At 32.1% G+C, this 23,535-nt stretch carries 24 protein-coding genes and 1 pseudogene; 7 read left to right on the top strand and 18 right to left on the bottom strand.

Features of this window, described 5'->3' with window-relative positions:
- Positions 1-181: 181 nt before the first annotated feature.
- The 4 genes from I583_RS03120 to I583_RS16270 are packed head-to-tail and all read right to left on the bottom strand — an operon-like array spanning position 182 to position 3,010.
- Complete coding sequence (locus tag I583_RS03120; protein WP_010763102.1) at positions 182-493, bottom strand: hypothetical protein; 312 nt, start codon at positions 491-493, stop codon at positions 182-184.
- Positions 494-505: 12 nt separating this feature from the next.
- Positions 506-1,579, bottom strand: coding sequence for a WxLIP family cell surface protein (locus tag I583_RS03115; RefSeq protein WP_010763101.1), 1,074 nt, complete (start codon positions 1,577-1,579; stop codon positions 506-508).
- A gap of 10 nt (positions 1,580-1,589) precedes the next feature.
- Positions 1,590-2,264, bottom strand: coding sequence for a hypothetical protein (locus tag I583_RS03110; protein WP_143139981.1), 675 nt, complete (start codon positions 2,262-2,264; stop codon positions 1,590-1,592).
- A 56-nt stretch (positions 2,265-2,320) separates the two neighbouring features.
- A complete protein-coding gene (locus tag I583_RS16270) occupies positions 2,321-3,010 on the bottom strand; it encodes a winged helix-turn-helix domain-containing protein (RefSeq protein ID WP_010763099.1) in 690 nt (229 codons plus the stop codon).
- Between the two features lie 196 nt (positions 3,011-3,206).
- On the opposite strand from I583_RS16270, the gene I583_RS03100 reads away from it, so the two are divergent.
- From I583_RS03100 to I583_RS03090, 3 genes are read left to right on the top strand one after another with little or no spacing between them, the layout of a single operon-like run.
- The gene (locus tag I583_RS03100) at positions 3,207-3,965 is read left to right on the top strand and encodes a LytR/AlgR family response regulator transcription factor (RefSeq protein WP_010763098.1); all 759 of its coding nucleotides are present in this window, start codon (positions 3,207-3,209) and stop codon (positions 3,963-3,965) included.
- The gene (locus I583_RS03095) at positions 3,958-5,268 is read left to right on the top strand and encodes a GHKL domain-containing protein (RefSeq protein ID WP_010763097.1); all 1,311 of its coding nucleotides are present in this window, start codon (positions 3,958-3,960) and stop codon (positions 5,266-5,268) included. Before I583_RS03100 ends, I583_RS03095 begins: the two co-directional genes overlap by 8 nt.
- A 50-nt stretch (positions 5,269-5,318) precedes the next feature.
- A complete protein-coding gene (locus I583_RS03090) occupies positions 5,319-6,653 on the top strand; it encodes a hypothetical protein (RefSeq protein ID WP_010763096.1) in 1,335 nt (444 codons plus the stop codon).
- Between the two features lie 170 nt (positions 6,654-6,823).
- Here the strand turns inward: I583_RS03090 and I583_RS03085 are convergent, their stop codons facing one another.
- From I583_RS03085 to I583_RS16405, 6 genes are all read right to left on the bottom strand, one after another.
- Positions 6,824-7,339, bottom strand: coding sequence for a GNAT family N-acetyltransferase (locus tag I583_RS03085; RefSeq protein WP_010763094.1), 516 nt, complete (start codon positions 7,337-7,339; stop codon positions 6,824-6,826).
- Between the two features lie 34 nt (positions 7,340-7,373).
- Positions 7,374-7,697 (bottom strand): hypothetical protein, encoded by a 324-nt coding sequence (locus I583_RS03080; RefSeq protein ID WP_051094838.1) that lies wholly within the window; start codon positions 7,695-7,697, stop codon positions 7,374-7,376.
- Between the two features lie 62 nt (positions 7,698-7,759).
- On the bottom strand, positions 7,760-8,236 hold the full coding sequence (locus tag I583_RS03075; RefSeq protein ID WP_010763093.1) for a hypothetical protein: 477 nt from the start codon (positions 8,234-8,236) through the stop codon (positions 7,760-7,762).
- A 190-nt stretch (positions 8,237-8,426) separates the two neighbouring features.
- Positions 8,427-8,849 (bottom strand): SRPBCC family protein, encoded by a 423-nt coding sequence (locus I583_RS03070; RefSeq protein WP_010763092.1) that lies wholly within the window; start codon positions 8,847-8,849, stop codon positions 8,427-8,429.
- A gap of 170 nt (positions 8,850-9,019) precedes the next feature.
- A complete protein-coding gene (locus I583_RS03065) occupies positions 9,020-9,373 on the bottom strand; it encodes an MmcQ/YjbR family DNA-binding protein (protein ID WP_010763091.1) in 354 nt (117 codons plus the stop codon).
- A gap of 286 nt (positions 9,374-9,659) precedes the next feature.
- Positions 9,660-9,782 (bottom strand): putative holin-like toxin, encoded by a 123-nt coding sequence (locus I583_RS16405; RefSeq protein ID WP_069646809.1) that lies wholly within the window; start codon positions 9,780-9,782, stop codon positions 9,660-9,662.
- Positions 9,783-11,234: 1,452 nt separating this feature from the next.
- Here I583_RS16405 and I583_RS03060 point away from each other — a divergent pair.
- From I583_RS03060 to I583_RS03050, 3 genes are all read left to right on the top strand, one after another.
- Complete coding sequence (locus tag I583_RS03060) at positions 11,235-11,513, top strand: hypothetical protein (protein WP_010763090.1); 279 nt, start codon at positions 11,235-11,237, stop codon at positions 11,511-11,513.
- Positions 11,514-11,546: 33 nt separating this feature from the next.
- Entirely contained in the window at positions 11,547-12,767 is a 1,221-nt protein-coding gene (locus I583_RS16265) for a restriction endonuclease subunit S (RefSeq protein WP_341853148.1), read from the top strand.
- Positions 12,768-12,847: 80 nt separating this feature from the next.
- Entirely contained in the window at positions 12,848-13,777 is a 930-nt protein-coding gene (locus I583_RS03050) for a site-specific integrase (protein ID WP_010763088.1), read from the top strand.
- A gap of 45 nt (positions 13,778-13,822) precedes the next feature.
- Here I583_RS03050 and I583_RS03045 read toward each other — a convergent pair whose 3' ends face one another.
- From I583_RS03045 to I583_RS03035, 3 genes are read right to left on the bottom strand one after another with little or no spacing between them, the layout of a single operon-like run.
- Positions 13,823-15,055 (bottom strand): restriction endonuclease subunit S, encoded by a 1,233-nt coding sequence (locus I583_RS03045; protein WP_010763087.1) that lies wholly within the window; start codon positions 15,053-15,055, stop codon positions 13,823-13,825.
- Positions 15,045-16,697 carry a type I restriction-modification system subunit M gene (locus tag I583_RS03040; RefSeq protein ID WP_010763086.1) on the bottom strand — a complete coding sequence of 551 codons (1,653 nt, stop codon included), beginning with the start codon at positions 16,695-16,697 and terminating at the stop codon, positions 15,045-15,047. The genes I583_RS03045 and I583_RS03040 overlap by 11 nt, the downstream gene beginning before the upstream one ends.
- Before the next feature lie 16 nt (positions 16,698-16,713).
- Positions 16,714-19,845 (bottom strand): type I restriction endonuclease subunit R, encoded by a 3,132-nt coding sequence (locus tag I583_RS03035; RefSeq protein ID WP_010763085.1) that lies wholly within the window; start codon positions 19,843-19,845, stop codon positions 16,714-16,716.
- Positions 19,846-20,580: 735 nt separating this feature from the next.
- Here I583_RS03035 and galE point away from each other — a divergent pair.
- Positions 20,581-21,573, top strand: coding sequence for a UDP-glucose 4-epimerase GalE (gene galE, locus I583_RS03030; RefSeq protein ID WP_010763084.1), 993 nt, complete (start codon positions 20,581-20,583; stop codon positions 21,571-21,573).
- Positions 21,574-21,673: 100 nt separating this feature from the next.
- On the opposite strand, the gene I583_RS03025 is transcribed toward galE, so the two are convergent.
- From I583_RS03025 to I583_RS03010, 5 genes and pseudogenes are all read right to left on the bottom strand, one after another.
- Positions 21,674-21,913, bottom strand: coding sequence for a helix-turn-helix transcriptional regulator (locus I583_RS03025; protein ID WP_010763083.1), 240 nt, complete (start codon positions 21,911-21,913; stop codon positions 21,674-21,676).
- A 92-nt stretch (positions 21,914-22,005) separates the two neighbouring features.
- Positions 22,006-22,089, bottom strand: a pseudogene (locus I583_RS17120) (hypothetical protein); the annotation flags it as partial.
- A 309-nt stretch (positions 22,090-22,398) separates the two neighbouring features.
- Positions 22,399-22,755: a DUF2200 domain-containing protein gene (locus tag I583_RS03020; protein ID WP_010763082.1), complete on the bottom strand. Its 357-nt coding sequence runs from the start codon at positions 22,753-22,755 to the stop codon at positions 22,399-22,401.
- 99 nt (positions 22,756-22,854) lie between these two features.
- Positions 22,855-23,109: a hypothetical protein gene (locus I583_RS03015; protein WP_010763081.1), complete on the bottom strand. Its 255-nt coding sequence runs from the start codon at positions 23,107-23,109 to the stop codon at positions 22,855-22,857.
- Positions 23,110-23,132: 23 nt separating this feature from the next.
- Positions 23,133-23,429 carry a DUF3784 domain-containing protein gene (locus I583_RS03010; protein WP_010763080.1) on the bottom strand — a complete coding sequence of 99 codons (297 nt, stop codon included), beginning with the start codon at positions 23,427-23,429 and terminating at the stop codon, positions 23,133-23,135.
- Between the last annotated feature and the right edge of the window lie 106 nt (positions 23,430-23,535).

The raw sequence follows: 23,535 nt of genomic DNA, 5'->3' as shown, positions 1-23,535 counted from the left end.
AAATCAAACTGCTCAAAGTAAGAAGTAATAAGCTAAAATTAATCACTAAATTTGATTTACTCAACTTTAGTCTTCTCATTAAAAAGACATCTCTTGAAAACGACATTAAAAAATACACTAGCGTTACAAAAGAAATCGCTCCTAATATATACATCCATAAATAATCAATCATTTTCTACTCCTATACACTATAATAAATTTTTTTAAAACTAAGTACGCCACAAAATACGATCAAACAAGCGATGCCCGATAGTAAGAGAATAAACGATGTAATCATTTGACCTAAATGAGGTAAAGAACCATTTTTGGGCCCACTCGTATTCGGAACCTTAGGCATTGGTTTTCCTATTATTCCTTTATCCGTTGGTTTATCAGCTGGTTCGATCTGTATAACGAGACCATTGGATTCTTCATTTTCCACGGCTAACACCGTATGTATCGGAAGGATAAAGAAAATCGACACCAAAGCAAACACGTGTAAAAACTTTTTCATTGTTCTCCCTCCCTACTTTTTATTTTTTCCTTTCTTCTTCTTTTTCTTGGCGATTCTCAATCGTTTCCAAGCCTTCTCCCATTTTTTTCTTCTATAGAAAAGAGTACCCATTAAGACTACACTCAACATTGCCATTACAATACTGACTACCTTTAACCAAGTAGGGGTTTTGATTTTAAAAACACTAGATGCATTGATTTCTTGCGCTTCTTCATTTGTGATTTTAAAATCATTCGACAAATGCCACTCTTCGTCATAATTTTTTGCATCCATCTTTAAGGTATAGGTTCCTGAAGGTAAATCAGTGATGCCCCAATCCAATTCAAAATCAAAGTGACTATTAGGCGCTAATTTATAATTTTGAACCGTTTTTTCTTTGATAACCTTACCAGACTCTTTTTCTATCATTGTTGCGACAATATTTAAATTGTCGATGACCTTTGGCTCTGGGTTTTGTAGACTAGCTAGCACCATTTTCTTTCCATGAAGAATGGATGCTTTGGCTCCATTTAGTTTTAACGTTTTCCCATTGGTAAATTCGTCACCGTTTTCCGCTGTCATTAAACCTATTTTGTAATTGTATTTTGTCGAGATTCCTTTTTGTTTCTTTTTATCTGGCACTAGCTCTACGACAAGCGCACCCATTTTCACTCCTTCATAGTGTTCCTTTGGTGCTGCTACTTGAACTTTAACTGTTTTTTCTTCGAAGTTACCCACGGTAATTTCTGGTGTCTCTACTTTTATTAAACTAGATAGAGGTTCTTTCAACGATTCATCTTTATTGGCTAAATCTTCTGTATACTCAATCGTGCCACTATTTGAGGTCATCGCGTTAACACCATAAATTTTCAGATGAACTTCTTCCTTTTTTGTACTTGCAATACGCATTTGTAATGTTTGGGTTTCGCCTGGAGCTGTTTTTATATAAAAATAACTTTTTCCTACGTCAATTTGGGTAGTCGGTTGGAGTGGTGTCACCACATATCCTAAATTGTTCTCGTCTTCTGCAAACACTTCTCTCGTTGACACTAGGCTCATAAATGCACAACTTACTAAAATGAGTGCATGATAAATTCTCTTTTTCAAAAAAATTCTCCTAACTAAATGAATTGAATTCGTTTTGATGCTCTGATGTATAGATTTCAACTAGATATCCTTTATCTTTATGTTTGATTTCACTTACTAATGTAAATGATTGCTTTTTGAAATATGGCATCCAATACGAAATAAATTCGTTTGAATACGTTTCAGCCTCTTCTCGTTGAGAAAAGGGTCCCGCTTCTTTTATACATTCCTTATCTGTATAACGTTCCTGATTATCCTCATATAAGTACTTGGTAATGGCATATGTAATATAGACGATTGCAAAGGAAGCAATCAACATTGCCAAGAAATACGGCCAACAAAGTGTCACAAGTAATGAAATAGAACAACATAGCGGAACGATTCCAAAACAAATCATTGTCACTAAAGTACTTTTTCCAAAACTAACTTCCTTTATATTTTTGAAAAAGAAGAAAAATAGTAAGAATAAACTGGACAATAATAATAAAAAGTAACAGGTGGTAACTATCATAATTTCTGTTAAATAGAAACTTGAGATAAAAATTAGTTGAACGACATAACGTACATCCTTATCCACCCAAAAATACATTTCATGATAAAAGTTCCAAAAAAACACTAAATACACAAACCAGGCAATGATTACAGTTACTCCAGCTACATAATACAGTTTATACTTTTTAAAATAGTCAATACTTAATTTAGTCACATTGTTTACCTTCCATTTCATTTATATACTCATTTAATTTATCTATTTTTTTCAGGCTATTTATAATTATCATTAAATAAATACCCATTAGATCTAACTGTTTTGACTATTTTTGGAGAGCTTACATCTTTTTCTAATTTCAATCGTAAGTGAAAAATGATATTCGCTATTCGATAGTTTTTCTCGTCATAAGGTAATCCCCATATCTGTTCATACAATTCTTTATATGAAACTGCTTTTGGAGAAGCTGCGTATAAAATCGAGAGTGTTTTATATTCTTTTTTTGTCAAATAAATTGGTGTTTTGTTATCAAGAAGTACACAGAGATTTTCATTGATCAGCTTAAAGTTTTTTTCATTGTTTTTTTGGTTCTTTTCTTTGTTCTTATTCCCTCTGATATTCTGCAATAATACCAATCCATTATGTATTGCTTTTACTATTTCCTCTTGATACATCTCTTCACTGAAAACGCTGATAGCGCCTATGTTATATAATAATAGTCGATCATTTTCGTTACATTCTTCCTTATATATCCAGACTGGACAAGAATTATATTCTAGAATTTTCATATAAACATTACATATATCGGCAAGCTGTGTATCTCCTCCAATAATAAAGTAGGCGTCACACTCACTATTTTTAGTAACCTCCTCTTGTCGACTCGTTTCAATATCAGAATAAGATTGTAATTGGTGAAACCATTCTTCTTTTTCACCATTCAATGTGATAAAACCTAATTTAACCATCTTTGTCCTCCAAATTCACTTTTTTATTCAAAAAAAATTTGTTTTTTATCTCACTGAATATAGTTTATTCTTTTTCAGATTAGAACAAAATGACATGTAAGCGTTTAAAATTCCTAACTACATAAAATTTTTATCTTTATTTTTAAAAAAATTAGTGTTACTATCATTCATAAATAAAATTATTAAGGAGAAATAAATGAATATATATGTTATTGAAGACGATAATCAACAAAGAAAACAAATTATTCATTATTTAAATGAATGTAAACATATTTTTTTTGATTTAAAAATTTCCACACTTTCTAATCATTTAACGTTTATGGAGGAAATTCCTAAGTTAACGATCAATGATAATGATGTTTTTTTCTTAGATATTGATTTAATGACTACCTATACAGGAATTGATTTAGCATTAGAAATTCGCAAATATAATGCCAAATGTTCTATCATTTTTTTGACTAGTTTAGAAGATCAAGCCATCAGTGTATTAAATAATAATATCTTTCCTTTAGGATATCTTATTAAAAATTTTAAAAATCCTTCAGAGACAAAACAAATAATTATTGAAATGATAAAAAAAAGTCAATTAACTTCTAAAAATTTTTGGCGTTTTAAACAAGATAAAGTTGAATTCTCTAGCGGTTCTGAAACATTGTTTTTTAATGCCCGTGATATTTGTTATATTCAATCACTGAAAGGATTTAATGGACGGGTTTTAGTTAAAACCTTAACGGAGGAAACAATCATTGAAGCGAAAATCGGAAAAATCAAGAAGCAGTTACAGCAAGAGTACATGATGACTTCTTTGCAATCTTATATCATTAATCTTGAAAATATCATTTCGATTGATAGAAAAAATGAGCAGATTTTATTTGATGGGCAGCAGTTACTTTCAATTGGTGCCAAGAGCATTGACAAGGTGAAAAAAGCGTTGCGGGTATATAGCGATGATTGATAATGTTTATTTCGTGTTTTTACTATCGCTTAATTATATTCAAGCCGTTTGGATAATTGCTTATAAACAATTTTTATCCCTTAAAGAGTCACTTATTTTAACCTCCTTATTAGTCGTTCAGGGGATTACTAGTATTTGGTTGGATAATACATATTTTACATTGCTCCTACTATTTTTCTTCCTCGCACAATTTGTTTTCGTAACGAGAAAATTAAATGATTGGTTGATTTCCTCCTTATTATTAGTTTTTGAAGATGCCCTCATCTTAATTTCTTGGCTACCAACAGTTGACTTATGGAATATACTTCTACTCAAAAGTGTTGTTTCTCTTAAGACTTACACGACCAATCTTTTTTTTCTCGTCATCGCGCAACAACTTTTATTAGCACTATTATTTTTCATTACACGTTATATTTTGAAAAGATTAGCTTTATTAAATTCTTTAGCACTTCTTCCTAAAAAAAATCGTGGTCTGTCAATTGCTATTCTTTTTTGCTTATTTCTTTCCATCGGATTGCAACAATTAGGCGTTTTTAAAGGCTATTCCGTTGCTTACTTTTATAGTACGTTTATTGTCATTGGATTTAATATTTTTTTCTCTTGGAATATTTTTTTACTTACCAAATACTACAAAGAAAAACAGTACTCTATACTCTTAGCTGAAATGTATACACAAGAAAAACAAAAGATCGAACTAGCAACAAAATTTAAAGATACCTATAAAGAACTACTAACGAATCTAACAGCTGATTTAGAGGTCAATGATTTGGATCATGCTTCTCAACAACTTAACAGCATTATTGATTATTCAGATTCCTTTCTTACGCCAAATCTTTATAGAAAAATTGCTCTTGTCAATACGCCATCTATTCAAGGTCTTTTAACTAATTTTATTAAAAAATGTGATACTGCTTCGATTGATTTGTCGCTTCAAGTCTCTCAGGAGCTCAGTTCTAGTGCGATGAATCTTGTTGATTTTATTCGTTGCTTTTCGATTCTTTTGGATAATGCCTACGATGCAACTCTCGTCAGCCAAGAAAAGTCGATTTCTATTGAAATTGAAGGTGACCCAAACTATATAACGATCACAGTTAAAAATACTTATGTTGAGAACCCAGAAATCGCCTTACAAGATTTCTTCCAGAATAATTTTTCTACCAAAGAGAACCATCAAGGAAAAGGATTATATATTTTTTCCAAAATCGTTGCTTCTTATAAAAAAGCAACTTATAGAATTTCAAAGAAAGATAGTTTTTTTATTATCGTATTTTCTATACCTAAACTAAAAAATCCTACAGTATAAAAATTCTTGAGAACTTTTATACCGTGGATGAATTGAGGTGAATCATGTAAATGGAAACACAAATGTATTATTATATTTTTTTCACTCTTGGCTTTTTACAACTAACTTGGTTTTTAGGTTATAAAAAGTACACTAGTAAAAAACAAACTGTTATCCTTACCTTGATTCTAATAGTTGAATTCATTTCAACTATTTTTCAGATAGGAAATAGTGATCTGTTTCTACTAACTTATTTTGTACTTCAGCCTATTTTTGTACTCCGCCATTTAAATAGTTGGATTTTAATGACTTTATTTTTATTTTTAAATAATTCGTTTTTAATTCTCTCTTGGTTGTTTAGCTATGATTTTTTAAAACTATTATTTGAAACCGATTCTATCAGTTTACAACAATTTCAAACGTACACAAATGTATCAATGCTCTTGCAACAATTGCTACTTTTTCTGTTTATTCAGGGCTTTAATTACTTTGATAAACGATTTTTGATTTTCGATTCTATTTCTCGAATTCACAAAAAATATAAAATCCAATCGATTATAGGGGTCATTTTTTTGATTATTTTAGGAATTGTTAGAAGAATTATTGTTAATGGGCATTTTACAGAGTCGTTTTTTTATATTACAGTCGTACTATTGATTTTAAGCGTGACTGTTCATTTGACTGCCTATATCTATAGCCAATATTATCAACAGATGTTAGAGAAGAATATTCTTTCTCGACAATTTAATCAAGAAATAGAAAAAATCACCTTATCTGACGAGTTTCGACATGATTATCGGAATATTCTATTGAGTCTCAACAGCTATATTCAAAATGGGGAAGCAGAAGAAGCATTGGATTTTATTTCCTCAATAGTCAATTATTCACAACCACTTTTAGAAGATTCACCTTATGAACAATTGTCTCATATAGAAATTCCAGCAATTCAAGGGCTATTGATTCAATTTCTTGATCTTGCTAAACGTAAGGGAATCACGCTTAAGTTGTCAATCTCTACTCCAATTCATGAAACAGATATTTCTATACAACCTGCTGATTTTATTCAGTGTTTATCGACTTCACTTTCATATGCTTTGAACGTTCACGAAAATATTCTTCTGATTATAAAAAAAGAGCAAAATCAAATCCATATCACATTAAATAACAATACAACAGATAGTAGTGCGAAAAATTTATTCAAACATCTAAATGATGAGAAACAAAATGTGAAAAAATCTGAGTTGCGTCGAGTCAAAAAAATACTAAGAAAATATAAGAATACGTCTTTTAAACTTAATTCTCATGATCAATATTTTCAACTTCGATTTGATTTTCCAGTAAATGATTCTGGTTTATCTAGTAGAAAAATTGATCTCGATAGCATTCCTTCCAGCACCTCATATTGATGTCACCAGAATACAGTACTATCTCTAAAGATTTAATTAAAAATAACCATCAAAACGGAAACTTACCGTTTTTGATGGTTATTTTTAAATGTTATTCACATAAACTTCTTGTTTGGTCTCTCCTTGTTAAAACAGATGAAGCAACACGGTTTGAGTAAATAGTCAAATGCTCACACCAGCTCCATCTTCATAATCAAATCAATCTGCTCATCTTCTCCCATATAAAAAGAATGCTGGCCTACCTGAGTAAATCCCATCTTATGATAGAATTTCATAGCAGAAAAGTTTTTCTCCCAAACACCTAACCAAATAGAAGTCTTGTTCAACTCTTTCGCTCGTTCTATGGCTTTATGATAAAGCATTTTCCCAAGTCCCAATCTCTTAAAATTGGAATCGATATAAATCCGTTCAATTTCTAAAGCATCTTCCTCAATGGTTTCAGTTTGAGCCTCATTTACATTGATTTTTAAATATCCAGCAAGTTGATCCTCTGAATAAATAAAATAGAACTCTGAATCTTGATTTTGAAGCTCATTTGCTAATTTTTCTTCTGTATATGCTTGGTCAAGATACTCTTTTAAATCTTCTGGCGTATTGTCTTTCGCAAAGGTATCTGTAAATGTTTTGATACTTAATGCTTTCAACGCTACTAGATCATTTAGGGTTATTTTTTTGATTTCAATCATTATTTTGCCTTCTTTCGAGTTTTTTTTATCAAAATTAGTCAAGCAAAACAAGCAACAAACAAACCACTAATCCAAGCGTGACCACAACAAAATAGAGCAACTGCTGCTTAGTCCCACCGACAAAATCTGGTTTTTCATGTTTATAACTTGGGTTAACAGATTTTATATTGTAATCTAACGTACTGCTGAAAAAAACATCTGATGGAATCATAAAAACAAGCATGATGCCATAAAGAATGGCTGTAATCGAGAAAAGTGATAAGTTGATCCAGATACTTGCTAATGATCCTAATAATAAGGGGATCAGGATATAAAGTAAGCAAGTAAGTAATTGTTTGTGTATATTTTTTCTTTTCATAGCTGTAACACCATCCAATTAAAACGTTAACAGAAAATGAAACCTGTGACTGCTTAACTTAATTATTCTTGCGGACTATTTTGAGCGGCTAATTCATCGATTTCTTCTTTGTGTAACAGAACCAAGTCTTTAAGCTCTTTGACTGTTATACTATTTTTATCCGTATTAGAATCAACTTTCCTACCATTTTCATCTCCAATTTGCCCGGTTAGTATCGTCCCATCTGGAGACACTAAAATTCTATCTGAATCATCATGATCCATTTCTAAAAGAGTGATAATATCATCTACGTTTGAATCTTTAAAGGTTTCATATATCTTTTTAGCATCCGCATTTTTCAGATCAATTGAAAATGTGTCTACTTTTCTTTCGTTTGATTTTTTCTTAGATGCTTCAAGCGTTTCTTTCGCTATTACTTGATTTGTGCGTTTCGTTTCCTCGCTATTTTGAGTGTCGCTCGTCTTTGTATAGATAGTATATGTTGCAAAACCGGCTAGTAAAACTAGTGAAAAACTGGCTAGGTAAATGTTCTTTTTCATATTGATACCATCCTTTCTTAGTAAAAAAATGAAGATTTTTATTAGGCTATTTATGACACCTTACTTTGATTTTACAGGTTTGAATGCTCTTTGTGTACTCTTAAATTGAAAAAAATAAGAGAATAATCAACTTTCCCGATTATTCTCTTACTTTTTTTATTAAAACGATCTATTTAACTCTTCTCATACGCTAATTGCTTAATCTTATCAGTTCCGTTCCTGCCTTATCCCATAGACCATCCATCATATCATAATATTCATCATCCATGACAACATCCACGAGCATTTTCGTTTGATTTCCTACTGGTTCAAAAAGGTAGTGTTCAAGCATCTCGGCAAATTCAGGTACTTCCACATACTGACCATCCGTAACTTCTCCTAAGAATGCGAACTTGATTTCTTTCTCTGGTTCAAACACGACGACTTTAGAAACCAAACCATTCCCTGTTTCATCAACAAATGAAATCGTTTCGTTCAATTTCATTTCACCAGAATAGGTCGATCCTGCTTGAAAAGCGGCAGCCCATATTTCATATTTGCTACGATCAACGACAAGCTGCCAAGCCTTTTCAGGAGTACAATTAAGTAAGAATTCTTTTTTGATGTGTTTCATTGTAAATCCTCCTTTTGCGTCTTTTTGCTGATATCATTTTAGTGAATTATTGTAGCTATAGTATAACATATAAGCGGACTCAGTATAGTCTTACACATACTGCTGATTGATAAATTGCTATATTTTATAGTGTTACTTTTAAAAAAATTAAGAACAGTCGGTTTTGAGCATCAAGTTAGTTTGAAACTATCATCGATTAATCCAGCGATTTGATCAAGGTTCTCTACAGCAGAAAGATCTATTGTGATCCAATGCTTTTTATTCATATGATACGCTTGATAGTATCCGTTTTTATTTCTTACTATCTCATTTAATTCTGGATTTATTTTTAAATTTATGACATCTATTTTTATCTCTTCTTCTCCATAAAGTTTATTTCTAGGAATCGTCATGATCAGTCCAAACCATTTTTTCTTCCGTTTTTGTCGAAAGACACAATAGTTAGGGAATTTTTCAAAAATATATTCTGGATAGATCGTGTACGTTTCAACTATATACTCAATTATCTCTTCACGTTCAATCATGGCTTTGATTTTCCTTTCATCAAACTGAGCCTTCTTATTTTAAAAATGGCTGCTTTCTGATTTTTTACTTTTACATTTTAGCGTCACATGCAAAAGAATTCTGTTGTTTGATCTTTTTGAAAGCATTTCTATGGATATGGCAAAAAAATTTGTTTTATGCTATAATTATAAGTGATAAGAGAGATATGCGCTAACATACCTCTCCTATGTAGAGCCGTTTAAGACGGTAGCAAGTATTTTATATGATTATGAAATAACCAGTTAACCTACTAAAGTTAATGACTGGTTATTTCTTTTTGTCGTTTTTAAGCAATTCTACAACTAAACGAATTAAAGCGATAGTAAACATACCAAAGCTTAGGATCAGTTTAATTGTATCCAATGCTGACAAAAGGCTTTCTCCTTCCATAGATTTCAGTACTTATCTCCATAAGCACCACCACCTTTCAGAAGTCGCCACCGTCATAACTTCTCTACAATGAAAAGTATATCATACCTGAAAGACTTTTTGAATGAATAAATTTCCTATCATAAACGATATTTGGTACGATTAAAAACAAAATTCTAAAATTTTTTTGTTATTTTTCCTTATATATAAGAGAGCGATTTTTGGTGTTATTTAATGCCCTTAGTAAGAAAAATTATGTTGCGTGTTCGTATTCTTTTCGGATATACTTAAAGGATAGAATAGAACGAGGGACATTTCTCTCTCTTCGGTCGCCAAGTATTGCGCATCATCAGCTCTACAAGTAATCGCTGTGATGTGCAATAAAAAACAGCTCATATTGGTATGAACTGTTCAAATCTGAATATAAAAATAAATTGGCACTTCAAAGCCTGGCAGCAACCAAGCATTTGAAGCCTTGTAAAGACAGCGTAAACTGCCCAAACAAGTTGCCAATAGTGCTAGCAACATGTACTAGCTTCTTTCATTGTACCTAAAGTCTGCCTATTTTTCTATAGGTTTCTTGGATTCTTTTTGGGTTACTTTGAAAAAGTGGTAGATGATTCTTTGGGACTATTGTGAACGATATTGGGTGATATTACCTTATATCGTTTTTTTCTATTCTACAAATCTAGTGAAAGGAGGTTTCGTTCAAAGTAAAGCAAATAATCAATGATAGATATAAGACAAGCAGACAGCGTTCATTTCGTTCACCTTGTACTTTGCATCACCCACTCTTCTCTTTGGTTAGTCGAGCTCCTTCAATTTTTAGAGCTTTAGCTCTTAGAAATTGATGAGATCAAAATAGAACGTAGTGATGCAAAATAAAAAGGCACTTCATCATCTGACAGCAATCAGTTGATGAAGCCTTGCATAGAGAGCGTAAACTATCTATACAAGTTGCCAATTGCTAGCACAAAAGCACTAGCTTTCTTTATTGTACCTAATTTTACTGGGATTTTCTAGTCTGTCTGGAAACTTTTGGTCGGGATTTTGTATTTTATGGAGTGTTTGGGCTTTATCTAGGGGATTGATGACGGTATTGGTAGTTAAGTTAGGATGATAAAAAGTTATAAGACACATTGAACATTTGATTAGATACAAAGGGAGCAACGACTATTTTACAGTCCTTGTACTTTTCATCATCAAATCACTACGTTCTTTGTGATTCAAAGCAGCTTTTTCTCACTGATTACTACAATAGCGTTTTTTGTTTTGCTTTGAGAAGAAAGTGATTGGAACATCCGCAGGGCTTAGAAAAATCATCCATAAGTCGTTTTTATCACTGGTTTGTTTACTAGTTGCCCTAGTCAATGCGCAGATAGATGAGTTATGTATATGAGGCGTTGGATGTTGTTGTTCAGCGCTTCATGTTACTGGTTTTAAGAGTATTTTTTAAAAGGGAGGAAATGGGTTATGAAAAAAGAAGGTCAGAGTTTGAAGGTGATTCCTTATCAGGATATTACGGATTTACAGCATACGTTGGATCGGTTGCAGTCTTGGGAGGAGCCGCTTGCTGTGTTGGATCATTTTTTTCAGTTTCGGAAAGGGCCGATTAATAAGAAACAGGTTGTGAAGGAGTATTATGCTTGTGGGCATTTGTTTCATGCTTTTTTTGAGGAGTTTTTGCGGTTGATGGATATTGAGGAGGAGAAGGTGAGGAAATTGGATGGGGAGAGGAAGGTTAATTCCTGAATGGAAATGGGAGCTTATTTTTTATATTAAGAGATACTGATAAAATTTAATTTTCTAGACAGTTACTTACTAAAGATTATTTACGCTTGGGAACAGCGTAAGTTTAAAGATTTCACAAAAATTTCTCAAGGACTACAGATAGCAATTTCTGATCGTTTTGTAGAAGAGGGGGAAAACAGACTTTTTTATATTACAAATGAGTTTTTAAACCCTAAATCAACTCTAAAGTACTATATAGAAAATGCTGCAGAATCTGTTATTGCAAATACTGATGATATTTTAATGACGCGTACTGGTAATACTGGAAAGGTTGTAACAAATGTCTTTGGAGCTTTCCATAATAATTTTTTTAAGATTTCCTATGAAACATCAAAAACTGATAGGTTATTTTTATATTATTTGTTAAATACACAGTATGTCCAAAAAGAAATAATGATTGGAGCTGGGGCATCTACAATTCCAGATTTAAAACATCCAAATTTTTATCGTATTAAAGTAAATATTCCTGCAATAGAAGAACAATGGAGAGTTGGGACATTCTTCAAACAGTTAGACAACACTATCGCTCTTCATCAACGTAAGTTAGATGCTATGAACCAGATGAAAAATGGTTTTTTGCAGCAACTGTTTCCAGAAAATGGAGAGAAATTTCCTAGAGTGAGGTTTGCTGATTTCAAAGATGAATGGGAACAGCGTAAGTTAGGAGAAGTTGTAAAAAAAGTTACTCGTAAAAACAAAGAACTTGAATCAAGGTTACCTTTAACTATTTCAGCACAAAATGGTTTAATAGACCAAAATAAGTTCTTTAATAAGAATGTGGCAAGTCGTGATTTAAGTGGATATTATCTCATTAAAAATGGTGAATTTGCCTACAATAAATCTTATTCTAATGGTTATCCTTGGGGTGCAGTAAAACGTCTTGATAATTATAAAATAGGTGTCCTATCAACACTTTACATCATATTCAAGCCAATCGATATTGATTCAACTTTCTTGACCAAATACTACGATACAACATATTGGTATAAAGAGGTTTCAAAATATGCTGCTGAAGGAGCACGTAACCACGGGTTACTTAATATCGCTTCGACAGATTTCTTTAAAACTGAAATTATGATTCCAAAAAAATATGAGGAACAAGAAAAAATTGGTTTGTTTTTCAAACAACTTGATGATACTATCAAACTTCATCAAAATAAACTTGATAGACTAAAAAAGCTAAAAAAAAAATATCTACAAAATATGTTTATATAACATATTTACACTTAAACTATCTCCTTAGATAATAAACAAAGATGATTAATTCATCGATTTATTATTTAGGAGGTTTTTTTATGACAACAAAAAGAAGAAAAGAGCAAATGTTTCATGAGTATTTTAAAGATTGGGTAAAACTTTATAAAGTTGATGCTATTCGTTCAATCACTTTGCAAAAATATTATGTAACAGAACAAAAATTACAGGAACTTGTGCCGAACTTAAAACTAAAAGAGCTCGATCGTTATAGTTATCAACAATTGCTAAATGATTATGCCCTTACCCATGAGAAACAAACTACTATGGATTTTCATCATCAACTTAAAGGAGCTATTTTAGATGCTGTGGATGAAGGTATCATTACTCAAAATCCTACACGAAAAATTGTTATCAAAGGAAAAACACCTCGACCTAAAAAAGCAAAATTTCTAAATCAATTTGAAGTACAAGCTTTATTGAAAGAATTGGATTTAACAGAAGACATTAATTGGGATTATTTTATCTTATTAGTCATTAAAACAGGTCTTCGCTTCTCAGAAGCATTGGCATTGACACCATTAGATTTTGATTTTTCCAAACAAAAAATAATTATTAATAAAACTTGGAATTATAAAAAGTCAAATGGTTCTTTTCAACCAACAAAAAATGAATCTTCCAATAGAAAAATTCAAATTGACTGGCAACTGGCAATGCAATTTTCACAATTAATAAATAAGAAAGAACAAAATAAACCAATTTTTATTAAAAATAGAGTATTCAATTCAACTATTAACAATCGCTTAAAAATACTATGTAGTCGTGCAAATATACCAATCATTACAATCCACAGTTTACGACATACTCACGCTTCATTGTTATTGTTTGCGGGTGTTTCGATTGCTAGTGTTGCGAATAGATTAGGACATTCAAGTATGACAACAACTCAGGAAACATATCTTCATATTATTCAGGAGCTTGAAAATCAAGATAACGACAAGATTATACGACATTTATCAATGCTAATGTGACAAAAAATTCCCATCTAGTTTTTGATATGCTAGATGGGAAATGATTTATACGAACATGTTTTGCAAATAAGCTTTTTTTAGAATATTAAGCTTATTTAATTTATTCCGCTGAAGAATAATTATATTATCTATTTGCGAAATAAGTTCTGCTATTTTTACTTGCTCTTCTGAAGGAGGGAGCGATAATAGTATATTTTCAAGATACGAATAATATAAATTTGACACATTTCCTCCTTCAACTCTTTTAGCAAATTCAAGACGCATTTTGGCACGGAAATAAATAGCTATAAACTGTGGATTTTGATTGGTGTTATAAACAGAAATCATTTCCCCTATTGCTACGTTGGGAATAGTAAGCCAACTACACTTTGCGAAGTCTAGTGGATCTTCACCCACACGAGGTATTAAGACCTCAGAACCTTTACTGAATTTCAAATTTTCTTTTGGAATATTTGTATAAGAATATATTCTATCAATTTTAGCTCCAAATTTTGTATATAGTTCTCCATATCTAATGCAAGGAGTAGTAGCGACTTCGGTAACAGACCATTTTGGAGCGCTCTTTCCGTAATAAAAATCACCAACTTCTCCTAACTTACGCTGTTCCCATTCATCTTTGAAATCAGCAAACCTCACTCTAGGAAATTTCTCTCCATTTTCTGGAAACAGTTGCTGCAAAAAACCATTTTTCATCTGGTTCATAGCATCTAACTTACGTTGATGAAGAGCGATAGTGTTGTCGAGTAGTTTGAAGAAAGAGCCGATTTTTTGTTGTTCAACAATATCTTTAGGTACTATGCTAGAATAATCTGAAATTTGTTTTAAGGAAATGTGCTTAATAGCATTACCAACTGATAGTTTCCGCATAACCGTTAAGAAAGTGTTGCTAGAAGTTATTTGATATATAAATTCCAATTGATTGGATTTAATTCTGCCAACTCTTTGTGCAAGTAAAGCTTTGTCATCACTGTACATTGCTGTTTTCCCTAAATTAACACCATCCATCGTAACTAGAATATTTTCCCCACCTAGATTATACCTTTGAATTATTTCATCATCCGAAACACTAATTCTGTCAGTCATAACATTTTGTGATCTAGAACTATCTGATATATCTTTGTTTGTAATTACTAGGTACTCACCTTGAGCATCAAAATTTGTGCTACTAAATGCTTTTCCAGTAGTTACTTCTCCTAATTCTCCCAACTTACGCTGTTCCCAAGCGTCATAAAAACCATTAAATCGGACTACAGGAACATTTTTTGCCTCATCTTTCATTTGAAAATACCGCCTTTGTTGCTTTAATCATGTCCGCTACATCAGGAGTTGCAGCCAACTCATTCAATAATGATAAAAAATCACTCTCAGCATTTTTAATTTCAGAATTTAGTGTGACCATTTCCTTGCTTAGCGCAACTATGTCAATAGGTTCTTCTTCTTCAAAAGTATCAACATATCGAGGAATATTTAAATTATAACTATTCTCTTTTATTTCTTCTAGTGTTGCCAAATGTGCATATTTTTCAATATCATTACGTTCCTGAAAAGTTCGAATAATTTTTTCAACATGTTCGTCAGTCAAATTATTTTGATTTTTATTTTTTTCAAACTCATTACTTGCATCAATAAATAAAATTTCACGTTTTTTTCGATTTTTTTTAAAGACCAAAATTGTAGTTGGGATACTTGTTCCGTAAAAAAGGTTTGCAGGTAAACCAATCACTGCATCAAGGTAGTTTTTTTCAATTAACGTTTGACGAATTTTTTCTTCCGCTGCCCCTCTAAATAACACTCCATGGGGTAAGACAATTGCCATGGTTCCCGTACTATTCAGATGATAAATGCTATGCAAAATAAAAGCAAAATCTGCTTTTGAACCTGGTGCTAGCTTTCCATATTCACTGAAACGAGGATCCTTTAATTTTGATTCAGTATTATCCCATTTAGCAGAATATGGAGGATTAGCAACTACTGCATCGAAACTTCTAGGACGATCAATGCCTTGACTATCCAAACCATCTGGCCAATCACTTTCTAGTGTATCAGCATTACTCAGTGTCATATTACTATATGATACATTATGCATCATCAAATTCATTCGAGCTAAATTATAGGTAGTCGTATTTAATTCTTGACCAAAGAACTTTACAGCCCCAGATCTGTCTCCTCCTGGTACTTCTCCCCTAACAGTTAAAAGTAGTGAGCCCGATCCCATAGTCGGATCATATACAGTGAATGTGTTTTCAGATTCAGTTAAATTATTCGTGACTAATTTAGCTAAAATTTTACTTATTTGATGAGGAGTATAGAACTCTCCACCTTTTTTCCCTGCACTTGCAGCAAACTGACCAATCAAATATTCATAGATTTCTCCTAAAATATCTTTCCCTTCATCAGATTTATATTCAATGTCATCAACTAACTTCACAATATTATTTAATGATTTTGCTCTAGCTGTTGTAGAATTACCAAGACGAGAATCCCCTAAATTTATATCATTAAATACACCACTAAAATCTTGCGCTGCATCTTTATTTAGTTCAACATTTTTATTAAAATTATCAAAAATAGTTTGATAGTCACTTGGAATAATCATAGAATTATCAATTTTTTCATTTAAGGAAACCCACGTATCATTGGGTGCAATTGCATAACCTAAACTTGAAGAAATATCATCTAAATAGTCAGTTGCATCTACACCAACTGCTTGCCGCATATATGCTGCATTTACTGTTTCGTTTTTATCAACATCAATGACATTATTTGTCACTAAATACTCTTCTTGATGCTCTGACAAATAACGATAGAACATAAAGGCTAAGATATAATTTTTAAATTCACCAGCATCCATATTTCCTCGTAGTTCATTTGCCATAGCCCAAAGCTTACTTGTAATGGTTTGTAATCTATTATCTGACATATTTTTCCCTCCGCATTTAGTCTCTAGTTAACTCATCTGCTAATTTATATATTTCTGCACGTAATCCGTTACGGTATTTAATCCTTGATAAAGACTGTATGGCTTCATCATGTGCTAACGTTTGGTAATCTATACTAGCTTTAGAAACAATCTCACGAATCTGTCCTGTATCATCTAGGTCTTGTTGGCCGTAACGATGTTTTTCAAACAGTTTACGCATTTCAGCACTCGTCACAATATCAATAATGCCCCACTTGATTCTAAAATCTTGAAATCGGCGATCTAAACTTACATTGCTAGCTAGTTGAATAATCGAGTCACTTTCTTTTAATTTTGCTGGATATTTCTCCACAATGAAATGCCCTTTATAAATAGCTGTCGCAGCATTTTTGATCATTTCAGCATACTTTCTATCATCCAAACCATCGGCAAATTGATCCAGCTTTTCTTTTGTTTCTTTAGCTTCTTGATATTGTTTATCATGAACTTGATTTAACAAGCGTTCCACAAGTTCTGTCAAATAATCATAGTCAACTTTGATATCTTTAACATGTGTCATTTTCAATTCGATTTGATAAAAAGGAACATCTTTCTTTTTGGCAATATGTTGTTTCAACTCATTTGATAGTACTGTCGAGAGCATCACTTCTTGATCAGTTGTCATTCCGAGTTTTGCTACTAACTCATCTGGCTCATCATAGTTAAACCCTACTGTATCCCCATCAACTTCAGATGGATCATATTGTTTTAACTTAGACATCCCCGCATTATACTCTTTTAGAAGATCAAACATTTTTTCTTTTTTCTTTTCACTTGGTGGTAGTTGTTGGAACTCACTTGTCAAAGTATCAAGCTTGGCAACTATTTTTTTTACTTCGTTAAATACTTCTAAAAACGGTTTGGCAACAATACCTTCTTTTTTATTACTCTCACGTTGCTCTTCTTCTGACAAAATAGCAGAATCTTTATTAGCGTAAATAGCCAATGCCTGATTCATTAGCTTTTCATTTTGTGCAGGCCAGCGATAATTGACAATACGTCCCCAAGGCTTTTCTTGGAGATCCGCAATACGGTTGGTTCTGGAATAAGCTTGAATCAAGCCTGCACCTTTTAGTGTCCTATCGACATATAAAGTATTTAACTCAGGAGCATCAAATCCTGTTAATAGTTGATCCACAACAATGACTATATCCAAATATTTTTTATCGGTTATTGTTCGATTTAAACGGCTTGTAACTTCTTGCGTGTATCCAGAGACATCATCCATTCCAAAACTAGTTCCAAACTCATCGTTGTAAGCCTGAATAGCCTCAAATAAACCTTGATTTGTTAATAATTGAGAATCATTATTTGACGTGTTAAGACTAAAGGTAACCGCCACTTTTAGTGTTTGCTTTCCATTCTGTTTATTTTCGACATTCACTCGTTGAAACTCATTAAAATACATCATCGCCATTGGTGTACTGGCTTTGCCACCACCAACATGAGTAGTAAACAATGCATTATATCTTCCTTCATTCGATCGATTACGCCAATTCTTAAAAATATCCTCAACTACCATTTTAATATGTTCGGCATTTTCATCATAGAAACTTGGTTCAACTGCATCATCCATGTCTTCTGGAGATAGGTTTTCAATTTTTTCTTGGATTTTTTCATCTGTCCAAGTTGGGTATCGCTCTTTATAAAACTTTGGTAAATAATCTGATTTTACCTGTTCTTCATCAATAGTTGTTTCGAAATCAACTTTAAATCCTAAGACATTTCTATCAGAAATTGCTTCACGAATCGTATAAGCATGTAATAATTCTCCAAAAATATCTTCTGTACGTAAACCTTTCGTTGTATCATCAAACATTGGGGTTCCAGTATAACCAATCCAACAAGCCTTTTTAAATGCTTTTTGAATCATTGCAAAATTATTGCTACCAGTTGAACGATGTGCTTCATCTACAATAAAAACGATATTTTTATCAGGTGATTCAAAATTTTGACGATTTACTAATGTACCTAATTTTTGAACTGAGGTCACAATAATCTGATTATCTTTACTCTTTAACTTTTGGTTTAAGTCATTCGTACTATTTGTTCCTTGAACATTTCCTATTTTTGAATCATCTATATCTCCATCAGGATCGTATGCCTGATAATTTTCATTTGTTTGTTTTGTTAATGCAATCCTATCAACAACAAAGACAACTTTATCCACCTTGGGCATTCGACTTGCCAACCAAGCTGTCTTAAAACTTGTAATTGTCTTCCCTGAACCTGTTGTATGCCAAATATAGCCAATTTTATTCACACCTAGTTCAAAGTCCACTTTTTTTAGACTTTCCATTACATTTTGCGTGGCGTATACTTGATACGGCCTCATGACTTTAAGCATTTGTTTATTCTTAGTCCCATCCAAAATCATGAAATTTGTTGCCATTTGATGAGCCATCGGAATACTTAGCATAGAATTTGCAAATTCTTTCCAATTTCGAACAATCATGTTATCTTCTTTGCGCTGCCAATTAAATGCAAAGTCTTTGTTGAATTTATTGCTTGGTGTATTTGCCATGTATTTTACATTGTTTGGTGTAATAGCTACTAAAATTTGTAACGTTGAAAATATATCACGAAACTGTTTTTCATCTGCATATTGATGCATCTGATTCAATGCTTCATTAACATCACGAGTATCAGTTTTTTCTTCAATTTGGATAATTGGAAGACCATTCACCATAAGAGTTGTATCAAACCTTCTATCTTTTTTCCCGACAATAACAGCCGGACGTTTAATCTGATTTACTACTTGATAAATTGTATTACCTGCTCCAATTTGTTTTTGATCAAAAACTGTTAAAAATACATGCCTTCCATCATCTAAATCAATTTCTATTTGTGAAACTCCATTTAGTCCATATAGAAATTGTCCTGCTTCATAAGGTGATTTGATGTCACAAATAACTTTTTTCACTTGAGAAAATTCTGCTTCACTTAGCGGTTTTTCCAGCAGATTTTGATTATGTTGTTCCAAAATATTTTTGAAGTTGAACCACAGTGCCTCTGTTGTTTTGATATTTTCTTCATACTGCCACTGTTTCGTTCCAGCAATATTTTTAATATGTTTTATTAACTCTGTTTCAAATTGATTTTCATTCACTTATTATTATCCTCTCTAACAAATTCTAAGACCTTACAAATATCAAATAATATAAAATAAAAAAATATTTAAATAATTTGATTCCTACTATAATTTACTAACGCTTCGTTAAATCGTGAGTCTATATAACACAATTATATCATGAGTAAGTAATTTCTAACAGAGTCCATTTCTATTTAGCCCATAAATCAGATAGTACTTTATTCATATCAAATATTTCTAAATGAGTACTTATTACACTCAAACATATTCATTTGTACTTAGAATACCACCTCCCTTTAACAGTGATTGAATGTCTCTTTGATATTAATAATTCACAAAAATAACAACTGGGAACACCAGTTATTTTGGGGATATATTATCTATACTGAGTACTAAGCGATAGACTAAACTTCAAAAATGACTTTTGTACAATTTTTTTAATCAGTAAACTATAAACCAAAATAAACATCTTTCAATTTGCTAATAATGGATAAGAAATAGCAATATAAAACTAATAGAGTAAATTTTTAATTTTAAGATGTTTTTTCACTTAACAAAATACTATCTCAGACACATTTTGCAAGTAGTACAATTTGCAACACAAACGAATTTTTTTTATTACTCAATTGAATTTATTAATCATTTCATAACTACAATGGTTGAATCTATCTATATAAATTTTGATAACTTATAATGAAAGCAGATACAACTTTTTTTCAATACAGGACAAGCTCTTAAATCAGAAGGTTATCAATGAACATCTTAGTCTTCGGAGGAGCTGGCTACATCGGCTCACATATCGTCAAACAATTAATCAACTCAAACCACAAAGTCATCGTTCTAGATAATCTACAAACAGGACACGCTGAAGCTGTCCCCAAACCAGCAACTTTTATCAAAGGAAATGTGAAAGACATAACCTTACTCAGAAATCTTTTCACAGAAACATCCTTTGATATTGTGTTTCATTTTGCCGCTAATTCGTCTGTGGAAGAATCCATGAAAGATCCATTACTTTATTTTGATAATAACGTTTCAGGTCTGATTACTCTTTTAGAAGTCATGAATGAATTTGCGGTGAAAACGATCATCTTCTCTTCTACCGCAGCGGTTTACGGAGATACTTCAGAAGAAGTGATCACAGAAGATACTGAGACGCTTCCTAAGAATCATTATGGAGAAAGTAAGCGGATGATGGAAACGATCATTCAGTGGTGCCATACTGCCTATGACATCAATTATGTCGTAGTGCGCTATTTCAATGTGGCTGGGGCTGATTTATCTGGGACAATTGGTGAAGATCATCAACCAGAAACGCATTTGATCCCCATCGTTTTAGAAGTTCCTTTAGGAAAAAGAGAATATATTACCATTTTTGGAGATGATTATAATACAAAAGATGGGACAACGGTTCGGGATTATGTACATGTGGTGGATTTAGCGAATGCTCATTTACTGGCGATGGATTATTTACTAGAAGGAAAAGAAAGTACTATTTTCAATGTCGGCAGCTCGACTGGCTTTTCAACATTGGAAATTATTAATAAAGTCGAAGACTATACGCAGAAGAAGATTCCTATAAAATACGACAACCGAAGAGAAGGTGATCCTCATTCTTTGATTGCTTCAAGTAAAAAAATCGAATCGATTTTAGGCTGGAAACCTCAATACACTGATTTAGAGTCGATTATTGATAGGGCTTGGAGATGGCATACTGATCATCCAACTGGATATGAAAATGACTGATAGATGAGCCTAAAATAGAAGAAGCTTATATGTGAGAGCAAGAACTCTTACATATAGGCTTCTTCTATTACTATTCAACGATTAGCTGACTCTTCATATTCTAAAGTTCATCATCACGTTTACTTTCTTCACTAACCATCAAATCATCTCCCTTTAAAATTTCATCTAGAGAAAAATCAAAAAAGAAACTTAATTCAACTAATGTATCGATATTAGGGTACGATTTCTCATTTTCCCAACGTGAGACGGTTTGTCTTGTTACATGAAATTTTGCAGCAACTTGCTGCTGAGTTAAATTTTTTTGTTCTCTGCGGATTTTTAATAATTTTCCAATCTCCATATTCTGTCAACCTACCTTCAAAACATTTTTTATGCTTGTCACTAGCTTATAAATTCACATAAAAAACTACGTAACGATGTCATTTTATTCTATTACGTGATTTGCCGAGACATTTCCTTCATCAAAGAAGCTATTCCCTCGACATTCGTAAAAATGTTTTCCTTCATGTTTGTCCCCTCCTGTCTGCGTTATCTTAAATATCACATACTAAGACTGATTTAAAAAGCAATTTTGATGTTACGTTGTACTATATCCATAAGATATCGGTATTTTTTTTCGATTATATGTTATTTTTTGCGTACTTTAAGAAACTTTAAGATTAAAGGAGTTGATCTCTAGAAATCCGAAGTATTTTTGAGGTTTATGAGGTGTGAATAGCTTAGTACTAAAAATCCACAAAAAAACAATCCCATCGATTAAGCAGACTGGTTCCCTTCTAGCTCAAACTGACAAGACTGTTTTGTTATGTACCTGATTATTATTGGCTATTTTCTTAATATTTTTTCCATTGCTTTTCCTTTCGCTAATTCATCGATTAGTTTATCCATATAGCGAATTTTCTGCATTAACTCATCTTCTATTTCTTCTACGCGATACCCACAGATCACACCTTTGATCAATGATACATTAGGATTTATTTGTGGTGCTTCTGAAAAAAACGTTTCAAAATCAACTTTTTCAGCTATTTTCTTTTGTAGTGCAGCTTCATCATAGCCAGTTAACCAGATGATGATTTCGTCTACTTCTTCTTTTGTTCGACCTTTTTTTTCTACTTTTTTGATATATAGCGGGTAAACGCTGGCAAAGGACATCGCAAATATTTTTGGTTTTTTCGCTTCCATTTTTTTCCATCCTCTATTAAGTATTTTGTTTGCTTTGTCTTATTATAACTTTATTTTAGTCATTGTTGAATTTTAGTGTTTCAGTTCTATTTACAAAAATTAACTCTTCGTATTTTCTTTTAGATGATTCAAAACGGATAGGAGATTCTTGATTGTTTGTTTTTCAATTTGTCTGATCTTTGAGGTAACTTGTTGCATGCTTTCTGCCTTTTCTAATTTGATTTTTTGATCAAGGGAAAGTTTTGTTGTTGGATTCTTTTTCTGAGGTATTGGACTGTTTTGTTTGTTTTTCTCTTTATCTATTAGTATAAATACACAAAAGAACAGTAAAATAGCTATTATTAGTATAAACATGACGTTTCAACTCCTTATTATTGCTAGATCTCATTTTTGAATCGTGGTGATGTATTGATATAAGCGATCGCTCCGCCTACAAGTATGGTGATTGCGATTGCAATAACTAACTGAAGTTGGAGAAATAACCTTCCTAATCCAATCAACATTGCAGAAATAATAAGAATGATGCTCATTACTTTTCCTAAAGCCCATTCGTTTGTTTTCGCTTTTTCTTGTTCACTTGCGGTGTTATATCCAGCTATCAACCATGACCACTTGCCCCGCCAAAGCTGCACCCCACAGATAATAAAAATAAGAATCATAATCAAATCAACCATTTTTTCACCTTCCTATTTTTAAGAACTTCTTATCTTCTATTTTGCCAAAGTTTCCCGCTAAATACTAGCTTTATTGTATGTAAAAGAAGACGAGACAAATGCGTTC

Origin of the sequence: Enterococcus haemoperoxidus ATCC BAA-382, assembly GCF_000407165.1 — a bacterium.
Lineage (GTDB): Bacteria > Bacillota > Bacilli > Lactobacillales > Enterococcaceae > Enterococcus_L > Enterococcus_L haemoperoxidus.
Note: the sequence above shows the minus strand (reverse complement) of the source record. Positions and strands in the feature narration are given on the sequence as shown.

What these genes read in the sequence shown, in the direction of transcription:
- I583_RS03075 (WP_010763093.1), bottom strand. Translation starts at nt 8,236, where the DNA reads ATGAAAAAGAACATTTACCTAGCCAGTTTTTCACTAGTTTTACTAGCC.
- I583_RS03010 (WP_010763080.1), bottom strand. Translation starts at nt 23,429, where the DNA reads ATGGTTGATTTGATTATGATTCTTATTTTTATTATCTGTGGGGTGCAG.
- I583_RS03040 (WP_010763086.1), bottom strand. Translation starts at nt 16,697, where the DNA reads ATGTCAGATAATAGATTACAAACCATTACAAGTAAGCTTTGGGCTATG.
- I583_RS03015 (WP_010763081.1), bottom strand. Translation starts at nt 23,109, where the DNA reads ATGTTTATACTAATAATAGCTATTTTACTGTTCTTTTGTGTATTTATA.
- I583_RS03020 (WP_010763082.1), bottom strand. Translation starts at nt 22,755, where the DNA reads ATGGAAGCGAAAAAACCAAAAATATTTGCGATGTCCTTTGCCAGCGTT.
- I583_RS03045 (WP_010763087.1), bottom strand. Translation starts at nt 15,055, where the DNA reads ATGAAAGATGAGGCAAAAAATGTTCCTGTAGTCCGATTTAATGGTTTT.
- I583_RS03050 (WP_010763088.1), top strand. Translation starts at nt 12,848, where the DNA reads ATGACAACAAAAAGAAGAAAAGAGCAAATGTTTCATGAGTATTTTAAA.
- I583_RS03025 (WP_010763083.1), bottom strand. Translation starts at nt 21,913, where the DNA reads ATGGAGATTGGAAAATTATTAAAAATCCGCAGAGAACAAAAAAATTTA.
- I583_RS03095 (WP_010763097.1), top strand. Translation starts at nt 3,958, where the DNA reads ATGATTGATAATGTTTATTTCGTGTTTTTACTATCGCTTAATTATATT.
- I583_RS03100 (WP_010763098.1), top strand. Translation starts at nt 3,207, where the DNA reads ATGAATATATATGTTATTGAAGACGATAATCAACAAAGAAAACAAATT.
- I583_RS03090 (WP_010763096.1), top strand. Translation starts at nt 5,319, where the DNA reads ATGGAAACACAAATGTATTATTATATTTTTTTCACTCTTGGCTTTTTA.
- I583_RS03070 (WP_010763092.1), bottom strand. Translation starts at nt 8,849, where the DNA reads ATGAAACACATCAAAAAAGAATTCTTACTTAATTGTACTCCTGAAAAG.
- I583_RS16270 (WP_010763099.1), bottom strand. Translation starts at nt 3,010, where the DNA reads ATGGTTAAATTAGGTTTTATCACATTGAATGGTGAAAAAGAAGAATGG.
- I583_RS03085 (WP_010763094.1), bottom strand. Translation starts at nt 7,339, where the DNA reads ATGATTGAAATCAAAAAAATAACCCTAAATGATCTAGTAGCGTTGAAA.
- I583_RS16405 (WP_069646809.1), bottom strand. Translation starts at nt 9,782, where the DNA reads ATGGAAGGAGAAAGCCTTTTGTCAGCATTGGATACAATTAAACTGATC.
- I583_RS03120 (WP_010763102.1), bottom strand. Translation starts at nt 493, where the DNA reads ATGAAAAAGTTTTTACACGTGTTTGCTTTGGTGTCGATTTTCTTTATC.
- galE (WP_010763084.1), top strand. Translation starts at nt 20,581, where the DNA reads ATGAACATCTTAGTCTTCGGAGGAGCTGGCTACATCGGCTCACATATC.
- I583_RS03080 (WP_051094838.1), bottom strand. Translation starts at nt 7,697, where the DNA reads ATGAAAAGAAAAAATATACACAAACAATTACTTACTTGCTTACTTTAT.
- I583_RS03065 (WP_010763091.1), bottom strand. Translation starts at nt 9,373, where the DNA reads ATGATTGAACGTGAAGAGATAATTGAGTATATAGTTGAAACGTACACG.
- I583_RS03060 (WP_010763090.1), top strand. Translation starts at nt 11,235, where the DNA reads ATGAAAAAAGAAGGTCAGAGTTTGAAGGTGATTCCTTATCAGGATATT.